Genomic DNA, 17,900 nt, shown 5'->3' with positions numbered 1-17,900 from the left:
AATTCTAACTTTCGTGCCCAGCACGTTGCTTTCCGGAGACACTTACACATGCAAGAATTTGTCGATTTTACAAACGGCATTATCTGGAGCCCGGCTCTGATCTATCTCTGCCTTGGGGCGGGTCTTTTTTACTCGATTCTGACACGCTTCGTACAGGTACGAATGTTCCGCGAAATGTGGATTTTGCTGTTCTCTGGCAGAGCCTCTGAAAAAGGGATCTCATCCTTCCAGGCTCTGGCTGTTTCACTGTCCGGCCGTGTGGGTACCGGTAATATTGCCGGCGTTGCTGCCGCTATCGGTTTCGGTGGCCCCGGTGCGGTGTTCTGGATGTGGGTAGTCGCCTTCCTGGGGGCCGCCACGGCATACACCGAATCCACTCTGGCACAGATTTATAAAGAGGAACATGAGGGGCAATACCGCGGTGGTCCGGCTTTCTACTTCGAAAAAGCGATGGGACAGAAATGGTTTGCCTGGATCTTCGCTATCGCCACTATTCTGGCCTGCGGTATCTGCCTGCCCGGTGTCCAGGCTAACAGTATCGGTAACGCCGTAGAAGCCACCTTTGGCTCCGGCGCGATGATTGAAACGACCATGGGGACGCTGAGCTTCGCGAAAATTCTCACGGGCACCGTTGTGGTCCTGATTCTGGGCTTCATTATCTTTGGTGGCGTTAAACGTATCGCCAACTTCACCCAGATCGTTGTGCCCTTCATGGCGCTGGCTTACATCATCATCGCAGCGGTTATCGTGCTTCTTAACATCGATATGCTGCCAGGCGTGATCGGCATGATTTTAGAAGATGCCTTTACCCCAATGGCAGGTATGGGCGCAGCGATCGGCTGGGGTGTAAAACGGGGGGTTTACTCCAACGAAGCGGGTCAGGGTACCGGCCCTCATGCGGCAGCTGCAGCCGCGGTTGAGCATCCAGCGCAACAGGGACTGGTTCAGGCGTTCTCGGTTTATATCGACACCCTGTTTGTCTGTTCGGCCACCGCATTTATGATTCTGATCACCGGTGCTTATAACGTACACGGTGTCGGTGACACATTCCTGGTGCAAAACCTGGGGGCAGATATCGCTGCCAACGGTCCACTGTTTACCCAACAGGCAATTGAGCGGGTGCTGCCGGGCCTTGGCAATCCATTTGTCGCCTTTGCACTGTTCTTCTTCTCGTTTACCACCATTCTGGCTTACTACTACATCGCCGAAACCAACATCGCTTACATCCAGCGTACGTTTAAGATCCCTGGCATGATCGGCGCACTTAAGCTGGTTCTGATGGCCGCGACCTTCTACGGTGCGGTAAAAACAGCAAATCTGGCGTGGGGGCTGGGTGATATCGGTGTCGGTCTGATGGCATGGCTGAACATTGCCGGTATTCTGATCATCTTCTTTATGTCCAAACCTGCACTCAAGGCGCTGAAAGACTACGAAGAACAGCATAAAGCCGGCGTTGACAGCTATACCTTTAACCCTCTGAAACTGGGCATCAAGAACGCCACTTTCTGGGAAAAAAGGCACGCTAAAAAGACTACCAAAGTCAACAAAGAAACTGAAAAAGAGACAGAGCTGGTTTAACACTCTTTCTGCTTTTTCGAATCAGCTCAGCTGACTGAAGTGGTTATAGACAGTAAAGCCCGCCCCGGCAACAGGGCGGGCTTTTTCGTTCCTCTTCCAGCGGTTATCAACAGATAACATGCGCTAAAGATTCAAATACCGAAAGACTGGGTTAGAATAGATGCTTGCCTGCCCGGTTTATAACCTGGCAGCGCTAACCCAGAGTCGTTTCCACGGTGATAAAAAAACCATGCCGATAACCTATCTCACCAGACACTTACTGATGGCTATGCTGTTACTGCTGTTCAGTAACGCCGCACTGGCCGGTTGCCAAACCCGGTTTCTGGTCGGCTGGCTGGACTGGAAACCCTACCAGGTGTGGCACAACGATAAAGTCGCAGGGATGGATATAGAGCTGCTAAAGGTAATTATGAACGCAGCGGGCTGTCGCTATGAACTTACCAAGGTCCCCTGGGAGCGGACCATGCGCTATATTAAATCCGGTGATCTGGATCTCGCGCTGGGCGCATCAAAAACCGCAGAACGATCCGAGTGGGCCTATTTCTCTGAACCCTACCGAAGAGAGATCATGGCTCTGTTTGTCCGGCGCGACGAATACACTAAATGGAGCGCAGCGCAAAACTTTGAACAGCTGGCCGGTTTAAACCCTCGCGTTATGGCGTTACGCGGAGCCTATTACGGCAGCACCTGGAATCAGATAAAAGACCGCTTCTTTGTGCATCAGTTGAACAAGTATGAGCAGTTAATCCAAATGCTGGGGGTGCAGCGTACCGATGTTGTACTGACCGACCTCTACAACGGCAAAGTATTAATCAAAGAGCTCGGCCTGGAGCGCGACATCACAACGCTGGACTGGAATGCCAGCGATGATGATATCCATATGATGTTCAGTAAAGCCACGGTTAACCCCGATGACATCAGACTGATCGATGAGGCGATTCGTCAACTGCGTCAATCCGGCACACTGCAACAGATCATCGATCGTTACCGCTAACGGCTAAGAGCAACTCGGCCAAACAAAACGGCACGAAAAGACATACAGCCGGACAGCATCATGATATTCTTGTTTCTAACAACAAAAATATACATACATCCTTCCATGCCAACTTTATTTTCATGACGGTAACCACAGCAACAACCAAACTGCTGGAACCGGTATTGCAACTGGCCCAGCACTACAGACTGGATCCGGCCGGGATTCTGGAAAGCGCCTCGCTGACCCAGGAAGAGTTCGCTATACCCGGGGCCCGCTTTCCTGCCTCAGCCTATGGTCAGATACTGCAAACCCTGGCGCAGACCACCGATAATCCCCGTATTGCACTGAACCTAGGGGAAGCCACTCAGCCGCGAACGCTCGGCTCTATCGGCTTTCTGATGTCCACCGCCGCGACGCTGGGTAAAGCCTATCAGGCACTGATCGATTATCTGCCTTTGCTGCTTGAAGGGGCGATTATTCAGATGGAGCAGTCCGCAGAGGGCACCCGGCTTACTCTGGAACTGAACGATCCAGAACTGCAACCGGTTGAATACCTGCTCGCCTGCCTGATCAACTGGCCCCGCTGGTTAACCGGCCATCAGATCCCCGTCCGTCTGGTCCAGCTGGCATTTCCAGAACCGGAAAACCTGTTGCCCTACCAGCAATTTTTTGCTGCAGAGGTGCAGTTTGATGCCCCCCGAAACCAACTGCTGCTTGCCAGTGACTACCTGTCGCTAAGCTGCCTCGACGCCAACCCTGAGATGCATCAGCTGCACCGCGAATTTGCTGATTCCCTGTTAAGTAAATCGGCCCAGCAGAGTGCCCTGACAGCACAGACCCGGAATCTGATCAGACGCCAGTTGGCCGAGGGTAAAGGTTGTATCCGCCGGGAACAGATCGCTGCCTCTGTCGGACTCAGCCTCAGGACACTGCAACGCAAACTGGGTCTTCTGGGGACCAATTTTCAGGATATCTATGATCAGACCCGACGGGATGTTTGCCTGCAAATGATCCAGCGTGGCCAGCTGAGTTTTGGCGAAATCGCATTTCAATTAGGTTTTTCAAATCAGTCAGCGTTTCAAAAAGCGTTTAAACGCTGGATGGGTGTCGCCCCCAGCCAGTACCGGCAACAGATCAAACCCGTCGCCTTTATTGACACCTCATCTTCCGCCCGCCAGCGGGATAGCCATACCCAGTGGCTGCAACAAAGTAGCAGCCGTCAGCGCATCAATAAAATTGAAAAACGTATCAGCAAGCTCAACAGTTTCACCCTTGAACTGCTGGAATGGGCTGCTCTGCTGGGCGAACAAATCAACCTGGTCGAACTGGGGGAGATCACCCACAATCCGGTCGCGCGGCTGGCAATACACCTCTGGCCCGCCGAACAACTTGGGCTGATCAATATTGGCCGCACCCCAACGCCTAGTTCCACATCGGGGGAGAGCGACAACTTCGCCGCCCGGACTGAAAACGATTCGGTGGATAAACAGACCCTTTGCTGCTTTTGTCATCCGGATATCCGCACCACCATCTACCAGCGACTCAGTGAAACAGAGAAATGCACGCTGCATCAGCAGTGTGGTATGGCGATGCTGAATCGTCTGCCAACAACCTTCACACTGGATCAGATAACCCCTGTGTTACTACATCTGAACCGTGCATTTCAGCATACCGATAACCAGCACCGCAAACGCCTGCGACAGCTCAACATTCGTGCGGCCAGACTCGCGCAAAATGAACAGCGTTTTGACAGTGCCAGCCGCTACCTGTCAAACGCCTACCGGCTGCTGAAACCCAGTCAGACAGCCAAAAAAAATACACTCCTGCTGCAACGTGCTAAGTTACACCTGCTGGCGGGCGAGGTTGACCACGCCGACCAGTGTTTGCAGCAACTACCCGCAGGAAATATCGCGCCACTGGACAGCATTAACGCAGCACTGATCACCGCTGAAATCTGTTTACACCGCAACCAACAGCCACTGGCGTTAAACCACCTGTTGGAGCATCTGGCGCTGCTGACAGATGGTGCCCTTCCGGAAACGGACAACCAGCAGCTATTACTCCTGTTGACGTTGCACGACAAAATCAGCTCACTCACCGATATCCAGCAGCTACCTCAGCTAACGCCACTAACTTCACCCGAAGCGTTACTGCGGTTACAGCTGCTGGAAAAGATCAGTCTGATCGCACGCCATCAGAGTAAACCGCTGCTTGCCGCCTGCGCCATCGGCCAGATGACACAGCTTAGCCTGCAACAGGGCCGTACCCACCTGACTCCTTTTGCCTTTGTCAGTTATGCCTGGGTGGCCAGTTGGTTCTGTGGCGATTATCAGTTGGCACAGGCATTTTCAGTTCAGGGGATGCAGCTGGCAAACCAGTTTGGCGGGTTGCTGTCGCTGGATGCAGAGCGTTCGCCGCATGAAACGGATCAGCAACTGGATATCGCCACTAACGCAGCCCTGCTGCAGTGCAGCCAGGTGCAACACTGGTTCACCCCTCTGCACAGTGCCAGAGAGCAGCTCCAACACGTTGCAACATTGAGTGAAAAGCATGGCCACTGGCTGATACAGAGTGAATGCCGCTTACTCCAGCATCAGCTGTCACTGTTAACGACCAGCCCCCTGACTGAGCAACTGCCCCTGTGTCGCCAACATTATCAGGCGATGCTCGATCGGCAGCAGCCCCATCAGGCAGCACGCCTGCAGCAATCATCCCTGCTGCTGATGGAACAACTCTGTGGTGAAGCCCCCCTGCCCGACCAGGTGGAATACCAGCATGGCTGGCAGGCTGCCAATACCATCATGGCGGCCTTTCTGCTCAACCAGCAGCAACTCTGGCCCGAACTATATAGCTGGGAAGCCTCGCTGGAAAATGAGCTGGCAGGGTATTTCTGTGTCAGTGAGGCCCTCTTTTGTACCGCCATGATGCGGCTCATTCTGGCGCAGCCCCAACAGCTGCTGGTACAGCGCCGGCGCCTGGAAGTTGAGCAGATTGAATCACGCTTCGAACTCTGGGCGAAACACAGTCCGGAAAACTTTAAAACACAACTGCTCCTGTTGCAGGCTGAAAAAGCCCGCCTGCTTAACCAACCTGCCGCCCCCTTGTATGAACAGGCCATTGAGAGTGCAGAGCAGCAGGGGTTTAGTCATCATCCGGCGCTCTGCTATGAACGCTACGGGGATTTTTTACAATGGCAGGGGCAGCACTGTCTGGCCCGTTTCTGTCTCAACAAAAGCCAGGATCTTTATACTCACTGGGGCGCTCACGCCAAAGCCCGGTTGTTTGATAAAGTACTGAGTTAATTGAATATCGCGCCCCAGATAACAACAAAACCAATGGACACATTCTAGATATGAAATTAGCAGACCCCGCCCGCTTTTTCTGGTACTCGGACAACGTTTACTGGCAAAATAGCAGCTCTGACAAAACACCGATGTGTAGTAGTTTATGAATCCATGGAAAGTACTGGTCGTCGACGACGAAGAAGGTATTCACGGCATAACCCGGATGATTTTTCGCGGTTATGAGTTTGAACAACGGCCAATCGAACTGATCAGTGCAATGAGCGGTGCCCAGGCCAGGGAACTACTTACAGAGCATCCCGATATAGCGCTGGCGCTACTCGACGTCGTTATGGAAAACGATGACGAAGGGCTGCAACTGGTCGAATATATCCGCAACCAGCTCAACAACCGCGATATAAGGGTTATTCTGCGTACCGGCCATCCGGGGTACGCCCCCGAATCACAGGTGATTGTTAATTACGATATCAACGATTACCTGAGCAAAGCAGAACTGTCTGCCTCCCGCCTGCTAACCTCGGTAGTGGTGGCGCTGCGCTCGTTTCGTGACATCAAGAATGCCCGCTTGCAGGCGGCAACCCCCAGCCTGGCAGCCACCCCGGACAACCAGTTGCTAAAAGGAGTCACGCAGCAGCTAAACCAGCAGATCCGGCCGATCCTGAAACTGAGTCAGAAGCTGCAACAGATGGACCTCAACCCAGTGGCGAAAGATCTGGCCACCGACCTGCATGCCCAACACCAGCGGTTACAAAACAGTATCGGCATGCTGGATCTGGCCGACCAGACAGCCAAAACATCGCCACTCAGACTGACACCGCTGATGGACGAGATGCTCTCCACCTTTCTGTCCCAGAGCCGGCGCGAAGGCTGGCTGCTGGATTATCGGGTTGATGATGCCCTGCCAGCCCAGATTAACACCGACCCGGAGCGGATCAGACAGATACTGATCAGTGCGATCGAACTGGCCATTCTGCAGGCCAACGGTGAAGATCTGAAGCTCAGCGCCGAACCCTCTGTGCAACCTGGTCAATTGCGTCTGAGTGTCGCCCTGACCGATGGCCAGCCGGTATTCTCCTCTTCCCCCTGGGCGCAACAGCTGCAAAACCATCTGCAACGACTGTGTCAGCAGCTACAGGGCGAACTGGCGGAGATGGATGAAAGCGGCGCCATCCACTGCCAGATTCCGCTGTTATAGCGGCAAGCATGTTTGACCACAGAGGACTCTCTATACAATATAGCGAGTCCTTTTTTGAGCAAGCGTACCCCCACTCTCAAAACTCATCTAGTCACCCCCGCCGCCATCACCACCGTCACCAATATCCAGCCCGCTCCCCTCACCGGCGCCTGATCGGTTGGACCATGATATCAATATCAGCCCGATGATCATCCCTGCAAATGTTCGTTCAGATAACCCGTTCGAAAAACCATCGAACGCAGTAAAAGCAAAGACGCCATAACCCAGCATCAAGACAGAAGGTTCCACACTGAAGAGTAAAACAGCGCCGAGAATTAACGTCAAAAACGACCAGCCAGACAGGCCATCAAAGATGGGTGACTAAACCACCCATAAACAGGATAAACCCTATCAGTCTTAACACGTTGTTACCTGCCTGTTTTTTGTCTATTTCTATGTGCAAGCGTTGAAGGGCGTTAACCCTTCGCCCTCTGATCGCTAAAAAGCGGTTCACCACCGTACCCAGAGGTCATACTAAGAACACGGAGGCAAAAGCCAGTGCAGAAGGTTTTGTAAGGAAAATAAAACGACTCCTTTATAAACAATGAAAAGTACTAAAACGGAAATTTGGTTTTAGCCCCGACTCTTTATTTTTCTCTGTGACCTCCGTGCCCTTAGCATACCCTCTGGGTACTGTGGTGAATCATTTTTAAGTGCAGTTCAGCACCGTACCCAGAGCACCGGGGGGAAGAGCAGAGCTTAGCAAGAAAAACAGACCTCACCCGTTGTGTTGGGCTTAATGACCGGATCACCGCTCACTAAAGGCCAGCTTAAGCCCTAGTGCGGCAAAACTACCTGCAAATAGTTTCTGGATCGCCAAACCGACTTTCTTTGACCCCACCACATATGCGCTGAAGCTACTGGCCATAACGCCATAGACAACAAATACAGCGAAGGTCATCGCCATAAACACGCCACCCAGTAATAGCATGTTAATCAGCGGTTGAGCGGCATTCGGTGAAACAAACTGTGGTAGAAAAGCGAGAAAGAAAATAGACAACTTAGGGTTCAATATATTGATAAGAAAGCCCTTTGTAGCCACAGTGAGAAAATCGGCCGCTGGCTTTTCTCCCCCTAAAGACAGCGGAGCGGATGAGCGCCACATAACCCAGGCAAGATAGAGTAAGTATGCCGCACCGGCATATTTAACAACCTGAAAAGCGAGTACGCTAGTATGAAAAATAGCGGCTAAGCCAAACACGCTTGCCAGAAGCGAAGGCACAATCCCCAGGGTGCAGCCTGACGCGGCGAACAGACTGGCGCGCTTGCCAACGAACAGACCGGTAGCCACTGTGTATAAAACACCTGTACCAGGCATAACAACAACGACTAAGGATGTGAGTAAAAACTCGACTGAAATCATAAGATACCTCCATGTTTCTTCAGGCTGTTATGGCTGAGCGCCGGTTACCGGGGCTAAGAAAAGATAAGCCAAGCTGAAATTACCGATATTTCCGGGCTTTGTACATCTTACGAAATTTAGCAGCCTACACTGGAGGCAACAACTAACGTAACTTTTTGACGGCCCCTACGACTATGGCTCACTTCGCACCAGACGCACTGCCAGCGGAAACCCTTTGCTGTGGCCATCTATTGCACCATCGATAAAATCAACGAAGTAAACGAGTGAGGGAATTTCCTCAACCGGGGTATCACTCCAATAGGGCGCACCTTCTCCAACATTTGTTACAGCAGGAAACACACTGGCGTTAATCGTTGGATTGAAGCATCTCTGTTCGACAATACTATAGAGTTCTTCAATCGTTGGAACACGCCAACCATCACCGAGTGCCTGTGCGAACTGCTTTGCTTTATCTAATCCCAGTAGCTTTACGTCCCCAACGCAACCGGCATCACTCGTCCAGGTAGTACCCACACTGCAACGCTGCCACGCCAACTTTGTTTGCTGGTCATATGCTTCACCGCCGTTAAGTACGAAGCGTGACGACGGTGTGCTTTCGGCAATGCTCTCATCACAAGCAGCCCAAACGGCACTTGCAGTCAGCCACGAAGTCAGCGTCAAAAATGTGATAATTTTTTTCATAATATGGTTTCTTAATCGAGATATCCGGCTCTGATCATAAGGTACTTTCATGTTTCCTCAGGGTGTAATAGCAGAGCACCGGTTATCGGGAATAACATACCAATCAAGACGGATCAGGGGCATTCCTGATTGTCAGAGCTCATCAATCACCTCCACCATCAGCGCCGTCACCACCAGCGATTTCAACGATCTCCCTGATCTGAGCCCCCCCTTGGCCTGGACGATTAATGGACGGACTAAACTCTCTTTAAAAGTCAGCTTTCAAGGCTTTACGTTCTTCGGCTGTCAGTACCTTCGGTGTCACGACAGGCTCGCCCGACTCCGTAAATAGTTGAGAACGCCGATACTGACCACTAATACGCATCGGTAAAACCATCCAGATAAATCGCAGGATGACACCGAAAAGCCCCTTCTTCATGGGCTTGGGTTCGCCAATGGCTGATTCAACATTGACGACCGCGACGCTGCTACCAAAGTCCTTCTCAATCATAGACTGATCAAGCAACGGACGAATAAGTCCGATAAACGAAACCTTTGGATTAGCCAGGGTATTTCCAATCGGAGTTTTACAACAGTCGGCATACCAACGCAGCAAGCCTTTCTCACTCAGACGAACGACAGCAAGGTGCTCCTGACCCTGCGAAAAGACCACCCGGGGCTGCACCACTTGCACAATCTCGCTTCCGCCCTGAGCATCCAGCACCTCATCGGAGCAGCCTAAGAACTTTGTAAAGGCGCGGCAATCAGCGCAGTAACAGACAACCCGACTGCAGGTTCCCGATCCCTGAATATGACCTTGCAGCGCCCCGCATTTACATTGAATCCTATGCATCCTTTTTTATCCTCCGTCATTGAGGTTTACTGTCAGTGCGTACCATCAGCGCTTACCGTCAGTGCCTGTTAATTGCTAAAGCCTACAGCATACGCGGCACCAGAATCGAGGAAAAGTTAGAAGACCATGATCCTTTGTCTCCAGACCGGTAAAAAAGCGTCTCACCACAGTACCCAGAGGGCATGCTAAGGACACAGAGAGCACAGAGACCTCCGGATGAAAAGCCAGAGAGAAGGTCAGGGAAAAAATCGACCCCTCTTTGTGACCCTTTATGGTGACTGCCACTTTACGTTGGTCTCTTTTATACCCAGCCCGTGTTTAAACTTATCAGGAAACTCCAGACTGGGTTTCCCTGCCCAGCCTCGCTCAAGGTATAAATTGTAACCACTTCCATTCTTTTCATAACGTACAGCCGTTAACCAAATGCCATCCCAGTCTCCCAAGAACTCAAGATCATCCAGGCTTTCTGGATATTCGCCATTTCGTAGTTTGTGCAACTCAATAATTGAAACGGCTGAGACAAAGTTTTGTGTGCCAAATTTTTCATCAGCACCCGGCACTTCAAAATCACAACCTGACAATATAAGTAAGAGGAAAACGATTCCAGAGACTCTACGCATTTTATCTGTTCCTTGATTCAGAGCGCCTCCTTAAAAGGCAGAAACATGGTAGCTCGTTCTCACACTCCTGCGTGTGAACAAGGCAAACGTATTATTGGCTTTCATACCCGGAGACTCTGGCTATATGATTTCTTAGCTGAACGAAGAAAAGACCATAGAACGCTGTCGTTGCAAGAAACATGATAAGCATACTCACTACCACGCCAAATGAACCTAAACCTGTTATCAACAGGGCTGATATGGCAGCCAGACCTAATCCTGTCAGCAAAAAATAGAGAGCAAGTTTAAAACCTACTGGCAGACTTAACGATATAAATCTTAAGAAAAAATCTTTACCGTCCCCCTTTTCGTTTGCCTGATATGTCAGCCACACACCATAGTAAGTAATAACACCTTCAATGATCATCATTAACAGTGAACCCAGGTTTTTCCATAGACTTATTTCCGTCTCAGAAAACTCAATCACTACCGGAAATTCAAAGGTAAAAACCCCGAGTACTGAAAGAACAATCAGGTGCTTTAAAGCTCTGAGCTCTGAGAATGTACCCGACTTCAGCTCTTCTGAAAGTCCCTGACTATTAAGAAAATAAACATCCTTGAGCATAAATTCCCTTTATGTATAACCGTTATGATAGTGATCTTGTGCACTGTAACTCACAGACACAATAACCCGGTAAGCAAGGCAGAATCTAAGTCGCTTTATCTCGTTCTTGCAGAAACACCGGAAAGTCAGTCGTGGGTGGCGAAACACCGAGCTGATAGAGAATGCCAGCGGCATGACCGCGGTGGTAGGTAGTATGGTTTACGACGTGCATCAGGATATCCCGACGACTCATTTGTCCGGTTCCTCCACCAATAAACTCAAACTCAACAACCTCCTCCAGTTCACTCTCTGCGATTGTGTCGGCGTAGTTAACATACCACTCATCTATGCAGCGCTGGTTTACAATCAACTCCGCCAGACCCGGACAATCCTGGGGATTGCGAGTGGTTAAGCCGTGAGGTTTGCCTAGCAGGTGACACTTCCAGACGTGATCCATCTGATAGGCGTGGTTGAGCGTGCGAATCAGGCTACCAAAGACGATTGGGCGCGGTGCGGTAAGCTCTGTATCGGGAAGGAAAGACAGCGCTGACAGGAACAGATCATCTGCCCAAGCCTTGTAGCGGGTAAGCACCTTCGTCTCTCTCATAAAATGCCCCCTAACGACCAGCCTCAAAGGTGAGCGCCACGGCTCTCACCGAAGCGGCACCAACAGTGCCGCGAGTCCTTTGAAGGCCCTTGTTAAAACTCATAGCTCACGGATTACGATATGCTCTGGCTTAAAGATATTCACTTGGCCAGTTTCATATTCTTTTAGCCGCCAGCGATAACCACCTTGACGGATATATTTTACAGCCTCAGATATATCCGTGATTCCTGGAACCTTATTCTCCGCCTTTTGAATTTTGTCGCTACTATTCTCTCGTTGTAGTTCTTCCGAAAATATAGGGAATGTTCCGTCCTTCTCCCGGTATGGAACAAGTACCTTGTCGATTACTTGCCCCTTCATTCCGAGCGCGTAGATTATGTAGTTTACTGACATACTTTCCCTTAAGTTTTAACAGTAAGTTATAGTGCCCTTTGGCACTATAACTCCAGGCACTATAATTCTGGAAAGTTGGCAGACCAAAAGTTACTTTTGTTTTATATATCAGCAGGATAGCTACAAAAAGAAAGGATATTCTACAGAATTAGAGCGTCTGTAGAGGCTGCATCCATGCCAATAACATTACCTGAATCATAATGGCTGTCGCCGATAATTCAAAGAGTTAGTTCACGCAACTCCCGGATCAAGCGAAAGAGGTTTCCTGAACAGGGAGATCGATCTACCAATATTCTAAACGGCGGAAGGCCGGGCCTTTAAGCAAAGACCCAGCCCTCCTGGTGCACGTGCGTGGTTAACCCGGGGCAACCACGGCTTTAAGTGGATCGGACTGGCAGATCAGTTTGGGATATCACCTATCCGCTGTTGATCTAGTTATCAGATAACATATAGACCGTCGATTCCTGACGCTGGGTTTCGATCCAGCGATCGACATCTGCGCGGGTGCGGCCGAAGAACACCACCCGGGACACCGGTTTAAGTGTGCCATTGCCACACATCTCATGACGGTAGACCCACCAGCTGTCGGCGGCCATCTGCTTAATGTTCAGCGCACACTGCACCACGTTCATCTTGGGAAATGCGTATCGTTGTTTCATAATTCTGTACGTTGTTTATCTCTTGTTCGCCTGTCTCCAGGCCTGTTTTGTAACCATAGACGGGGGCTCAGATAAGCCCCCGGGTTAATTGTTACTGTGCCTGTGCCAGCTCCATGAGTTCGCGGATCGCCACGGTAATGATCGCGAAGTCCTGCTGTGCACTGCCTTGCACCTCATTCAGCAGAGACTGCCAGCGATCCAGTAAGCGGTGATTATCCGCCAGCCAGCTTTCTACAAGCTGAACACCGTCCTGCTCTGATACGTCGGGACTGTCGGCATCAACGGCAGACAGAACACTGACCGTTATCGCCTGCTGATGACTGGTGAGGTCTTCACGGAAACCATCTCTGGCCATCGACTCCCAGTGATTACTGGCGGTCAGCTCTTTGACCTGCTGATCAAACCATTGCAGCTGCAAACGCTCTCCCAGACCAAAATGGATCTGCGCGACCTGTTGCAGCGACCGGCCGGTCTGCTCGGCAGACTGAATGATGCTGAGTAGCGCATAGAGGCTATCGGCACCGGCGACGATTGACGCCAGTTCATCCTGCACACCCGCGGCTGTCAGCTGATCATGCTTGCGCTGCCACAGGTTCAGGGGTTCACCGCTGAGTAACTGTGACAGTTGCCCACTGAGGGTGGCGACGCCACTGCGGAACTGTTGTACCGTGGCGGCAACATCCAGAGGCCGCCGGTGACGCAGGAACCACTGCGTAGCCCGGCGAATCAGACGGATCAGGTCAGCCATCATCTGCTGTTGCAGAGCGGACTGCACCTGGTTGTCCAGCGACTCAATCTGGTGCCACAGCTGATCGATATTGAACACATCCCGGGCGATCACAAAGGCCGCAGCCACATCACCAAACCCGGAGCCACTGATCTGACAGAGACGGTCGGCAAAGGTGATTCCCATGCTGTTGATCATGCCATTGGCGATCTGCGTGGCGATGATCTCAGAACGCAGGCGATGCTGTGAGATCTCAGTGCCAAACTCATTCACCAGACGCTGGGGAAAAGCAGACACCGCTTCATGACTCAGATAAGCATCATCGGTAATCCAGGTGTCGCTGAGCGCTTCTTTCAGCTCTGCTTTCACATAGGAGATCAGTACCGACAGTTCCGGCCGGGTCAGCCCCTGCTGTGCCTGTTTGCGCTCCTGAAGCTGCTCATCGGAGGGGATAAACTCCAGTTCCCGGTCCAGCTTGCCCGAGGCTTCCAGACGATGGATCAGGCGGATATATTCATCCATCGAACGGCGGGCATGGCTGTGGGCAATACTGATCGCCTGCGCCTGTTTATAGTTGTTCTGCAATACCAGCCCGGCCACTTCGTCGGTCATCTCGCGCAGCAGGGCGTTACGCTGCTTCACGGTCATATCGCCGTTTGCCACCACCTCGTTGAGCAGAATTTTGATATTCACTTCGTGGTCAGAACAATCGACGCCACCGGCATTGTCGATAAAGTCGGTATTGGATTTACCGCCATTGGCACAGAACTCTATCCGCCCCAGTTGAGTGAAACCGAGGTTACCGCCCTCGCCCAATACCTTGCAGCGCAACTGATTACCGTTGATGCGCAAGCTGTCATTGGCTTTGTCGCCCACCTCGGCATGGCTTTCGCGGGAGGCTTTCACATAGGTACCGATACCGCCGTTCCAGATCAGGTCGACCGGTGCTTTCAGCAGGGCCGTGAGCAGATCATTTGGCGATAAGCGTGTCTCTTTGATATCAAACCGGGCCTGCATCTGTGGACTGATATCCAGCCACTTAGCAGCACGGGAGAAAACCCCACCACCGGCGGAGATCAGCTCGCGGTTATAGTCTTCCCAACTGGAGCGTGGCAGTTCAAACAGCCGCTTACGCTCGGCAAAACTGGTTGCCGCATCGGGGTCAGGATCGATGAAAATATGCAGATGGTTAAATGCCGCACATAGCTGTATATGTTCAGACAGCAGCATGCCGTTGCCAAACACATCCCCCGCCATATCGCCAATGGCGACCACGCTGAACTCCTCAGACTGGATATCTTTACCCAGTTCGCGGAAGTGCAGCTTAACGGATTCCCAGGCACCCCGTGCCGTAATGCCCATCCCTTTATGGTCATAACCCTGAGAACCACCGGAGGCAAAGGCATCCCCCAGCCAGAAGCCGCGTTCCTCAGCAATCGCATTGGCGATATCAGAGAAGGTCGCGGTGCCTTTATCGGCAGCGACGACAAAATAGGGATCGTCTTCATCGTGACGCACCACATCCACAGGGGGGACCACTTCGCCACCCACCAGGTTGTCGGTGATATCCAGCAATGCCGAGATGAAGATCTGATAGCTGGCAATACCTTCGGCCTGGAACGCCTCACGACCGCCGGTTGTGGGTAACTTTTTAGCCACAAAGCCACCTTTAGCACCCACCGGCACGATCACCGAGTTTTTCACCTGCTGAGCTTTCACCAGCCCCAGCACCTCGGTGCGGTAATCTTCCAGCCGGTCTGACCAGCGCAGTCCGCCACGGGCAACCTTACCCCCACGCAGATGCACCCCTTCTACCCGTGCTGAATAGACAAACACTTCAAACATCGGCCGGGGCTGAGGGATACCGGCAATCGCCCGGGGATTCAGTTTGAACGAGAAATAATCTTTCAGTTCACCGGCTGCATCGCGCTGAAAATAGCTGGTCCGCAGGGTGGCTTTGATCAGTTCCAGAAAACGCCGCAGAATCTGATCTTCATTGAGATTGTCCACTTTATCGAGCGCATCAATAATACTGTTGCTGATACGCTCGGCCAGGGCTAGAGATTTCTGACTGTCACGACGACCGGGCTCAAAACGCGCCCGGAACAGGGCAACCAGCAGCTTGGTCACATGGATATGCCGAGCCAGCGTGCCGGCGATATAGGATTGCGAAAAGCCGAAACGGATCTGCTTGTTATAGCGGGCATAGGCACGCAGCATGGCCACTTCACGCCAGCTCAGATTGGCGCCGATCACCAGATGGTTGAACTCATCATTCTCTGCGCGTCCCGCCCAGATATTGGCAAATGCATCATGGAAGACATCTTTAACCTCTTCCAGCACGACCGGCTCACTCCCCTGACTGATCAGGGTGAAATCATGCATCCAGAACTGTTTTCCATCACTGCGGTTCACCGCATACGGGTGTTCACCGATCACCCGCATCCCCAGGTTTTCCAGCACCGGAATCACATCGGACAAGACCAGCGGTTCATCCGCATTAAACAGTTTGAAACGCAGCACTTTCGGGCTTTGCTCCAACACCCGGTAAAAACTCATGGTCACCGGATTGTCGTCGCACAATGCTTCAATGCGCTGAATATCGTACACCCCGCTGAGGGCGGGGAAGTGTTCCCGGTAAGCGCTGGTAAAAGCGTGACCATAGCTGTGGTGTAACCGGTTGCCCTCCTCTTCACCGCACAGATCGGTGAGTGCAGAATGCAGTTCATCCCGCCAGTCACGAGAGATATGCACCACTTCAGCCTCAAGCTGCGCCAGTTCCAGAGTGTCGGCATTATCCGGATCGATGCGCAGGACAAACTGCACCCGCGCCAGAACTGATTCACTGAAGGTGGTGGTAAACTCCACTTCGCTGGCATGACAAGCTTTGACCAGCAGGTCCTGAACCTGCACCCGCAGCGCGGTGGAAAAGATGTCCCGGGGGACAAAGTAGAGGAAGGTAATAAACTGGTTACAGCGATCTTTACGATACAGTAAGCGCACTTTACGGCGATCATGCAGGCTGAAAATGCCCATTGCACTGTCCAGCAACGCCTGCTCGCTGGAAAGGAACAGCTCATCCCGGGGCAGATCGTTCATAATCTGTAGCAGCTCTTTACCGTTGTGGCTGCGGCGATCGAAACCAACCCGTTGCAGCACCGCCTCTGCTTTGCTGCGCACTCCCGGTATGGCCAGCATCGCTTCAGAATAAACCGACGAGGTATACAAGCCATAAAAACGGCACTGACTGGCGACATTGCCCTGCCCATCAAAACGCTTGATAACCACACAGTCCATATAGGCAGGCCGGTGAACCAGTGAGTAGTGGAAATCTTTGGCAAACATCAGCCGGGTAGGTTCTAACAGAAAATCACGCTCATCTTCCCGCAACTCTGTCAGCAGACGAGAGCTGCCCTGCCCTGCATTTTTAAGTAGTTTCAGTGTCCCCAGCTCGCTGCCCTCAACCCGCTGCACCCGATCACCATTGATGCTCAGCTCATCGTAGCCGAGGAAGGTAAAACGATCATCCAGCATCCAGCGCAGAAACGCTTCAGCTTCGGCATCAACTGACGGCTGCGATAGTTCATCCAGCAATGCCTGCGCCCGGGCCTGCATCGGCGCATAATCCTCAACCGCGATGCGGACATTTGCCAGCACAAACTCCAGCGAGGTCAGTATCGCCTTGAGCTCAGTCGGGTCGCTGGTGCGATCAACTTCCAGATAGATCACCGATTCAGCCTGAGCCGGGGTATGATCCGCTTCAACCAGGCCAACCAGACGTCCCTCCTCGCGTTGTACATGGAGAATGGCATTATGAATGGTGTGAATAACCAGATCCCGGCGATTCAACTCCATCCGTACAGAGTCCACCAGAAATGGAATATCGCGATGAATTATCTCTATCACGGTGTGGTTTGAACGCCAGCCAAACTGCTCCAGATCCGGGTTATAGACCCGGACTTTCGGCTTGCTGGCGCTAAAGTCCTGCAGAAACTGCCAACACGACATGGTGGCGCCGTAGAGATTCTCCAGCGAGCGTTCCTCCAGCTCATCCACGGTTGTTGTCTGGTAATAACAGCGTAAGAAGCTGACCACTTTACTGGCCATCTCTGCCGGAAGTCTTTCAATAACTAATTCATTCAGTGGCGCGAGTAACATCGGTTTATCAGATGAACGATCTGGCATGGTTGTTTTATTTTTTAACCTTTGTAGTTATTTACATAAGCTATTTACATAAGCTATTTACATAAGCTATTTATATTAGCTATACATTAGCTAAGACAGGGTTCTGTCCAGAAGACGACCAACAGAATAAAGCGGGCCATAGTGTTTGCTGACCCTCTTC

14 protein-coding genes are annotated in these 17,900 nt (G+C 51.8%); 4 read left to right on the top strand and 10 right to left on the bottom strand.

All coding sequences use genetic code 11. The features are described 5' to 3' along the window. Positions 1 to 48 precede the first annotated feature (48 nt). From BMY09_RS14285 to BMY09_RS14270, 4 genes are all read left to right on the top strand, one after another. Positions 49 to 1,578 carry an alanine/glycine:cation symporter family protein gene (locus BMY09_RS14285; RefSeq protein WP_091359612.1) on the top strand — a complete coding sequence of 510 codons (1,530 nt, stop codon included), beginning with the start codon at positions 49 to 51 and terminating at the stop codon, positions 1,576 to 1,578. Between the two features lie 262 nt (positions 1,579 to 1,840). Beyond that, on the top strand, positions 1,841 to 2,572 hold the full coding sequence (locus tag BMY09_RS14280; protein WP_175483549.1) for a substrate-binding periplasmic protein: 732 nt from the start codon (positions 1,841 to 1,843) through the stop codon (positions 2,570 to 2,572). Positions 2,573 to 2,694: 122 nt separating this feature from the next. Beyond that, on the top strand, positions 2,695 to 5,856 hold the full coding sequence (locus tag BMY09_RS14275) for an AraC family transcriptional regulator ligand-binding domain-containing protein (protein ID WP_091359607.1): 3,162 nt from the start codon (positions 2,695 to 2,697) through the stop codon (positions 5,854 to 5,856). Positions 5,857 to 6,001: 145 nt separating this feature from the next. Beyond that, positions 6,002 to 7,051 carry an ATP-binding response regulator gene (locus BMY09_RS14270; RefSeq protein WP_091359604.1) on the top strand — a complete coding sequence of 350 codons (1,050 nt, stop codon included), beginning with the start codon at positions 6,002 to 6,004 and terminating at the stop codon, positions 7,049 to 7,051. 87 nt (positions 7,052 to 7,138) lie between these two features. On the opposite strand, the gene BMY09_RS14265 is transcribed toward BMY09_RS14270, so the two are convergent. From BMY09_RS14265 to BMY09_RS14220, 10 genes are all read right to left on the bottom strand, one after another. Next, positions 7,139 to 7,375 carry a hypothetical protein gene (locus tag BMY09_RS14265; protein WP_139203195.1) on the bottom strand — a complete coding sequence of 79 codons (237 nt, stop codon included), beginning with the start codon at positions 7,373 to 7,375 and terminating at the stop codon, positions 7,139 to 7,141. Between the two features lie 463 nt (positions 7,376 to 7,838). Then, positions 7,839 to 8,453 (bottom strand): LysE family translocator, encoded by a 615-nt coding sequence (locus BMY09_RS14260; RefSeq protein ID WP_091359598.1) that lies wholly within the window; start codon positions 8,451 to 8,453, stop codon positions 7,839 to 7,841. Between the two features lie 171 nt (positions 8,454 to 8,624). After that, positions 8,625 to 9,134 (bottom strand): Lcl C-terminal domain-containing protein, encoded by a 510-nt coding sequence (locus BMY09_RS14255; protein WP_175483548.1) that lies wholly within the window; start codon positions 9,132 to 9,134, stop codon positions 8,625 to 8,627. A 247-nt stretch (positions 9,135 to 9,381) separates the two neighbouring features. Beyond that, on the bottom strand, positions 9,382 to 9,966 hold the full coding sequence (locus tag BMY09_RS14250; RefSeq protein WP_091359591.1) for a DUF6151 family protein: 585 nt from the start codon (positions 9,964 to 9,966) through the stop codon (positions 9,382 to 9,384). Between the two features lie 269 nt (positions 9,967 to 10,235). After that, positions 10,236 to 10,586 carry a hypothetical protein gene (locus tag BMY09_RS14245; protein ID WP_091359587.1) on the bottom strand — a complete coding sequence of 117 codons (351 nt, stop codon included), beginning with the start codon at positions 10,584 to 10,586 and terminating at the stop codon, positions 10,236 to 10,238. Between the two features lie 91 nt (positions 10,587 to 10,677). Then, on the bottom strand, positions 10,678 to 11,190 hold the full coding sequence (locus tag BMY09_RS14240) for a hypothetical protein (protein ID WP_091359585.1): 513 nt from the start codon (positions 11,188 to 11,190) through the stop codon (positions 10,678 to 10,680). Positions 11,191 to 11,275: 85 nt separating this feature from the next. Next, the gene (locus BMY09_RS14235) at positions 11,276 to 11,776 is read right to left on the bottom strand and encodes a DinB family protein (protein ID WP_091359581.1); all 501 of its coding nucleotides are present in this window, start codon (positions 11,774 to 11,776) and stop codon (positions 11,276 to 11,278) included. A 99-nt stretch (positions 11,777 to 11,875) separates the two neighbouring features. Further along, positions 11,876 to 12,169 (bottom strand): hypothetical protein, encoded by a 294-nt coding sequence (locus BMY09_RS14230; RefSeq protein ID WP_091359579.1) that lies wholly within the window; start codon positions 12,167 to 12,169, stop codon positions 11,876 to 11,878. A gap of 431 nt (positions 12,170 to 12,600) precedes the next feature. Continuing rightward, positions 12,601 to 12,828, bottom strand: a complete 228-nt coding sequence (locus tag BMY09_RS14225; protein WP_139203194.1) for a hypothetical protein — start codon at positions 12,826 to 12,828, stop codon at positions 12,601 to 12,603. Positions 12,829 to 12,919: 91 nt separating this feature from the next. Next, positions 12,920 to 17,740 carry an NAD-glutamate dehydrogenase gene (locus BMY09_RS14220; RefSeq protein ID WP_091359572.1) on the bottom strand — a complete coding sequence of 1,607 codons (4,821 nt, stop codon included), beginning with the start codon at positions 17,738 to 17,740 and terminating at the stop codon, positions 12,920 to 12,922. Between the last annotated feature and the right edge of the window lie 160 nt (positions 17,741 to 17,900).

It is taken from the genome of Amphritea atlantica (assembly GCF_900111095.1).
Classification (GTDB): domain Bacteria; phylum Pseudomonadota; class Gammaproteobacteria; order Pseudomonadales; family Balneatricaceae; genus Amphritea; species Amphritea atlantica.
Note: the sequence above shows the minus strand (reverse complement) of the source record. Positions and strands in the feature narration are given on the sequence as shown.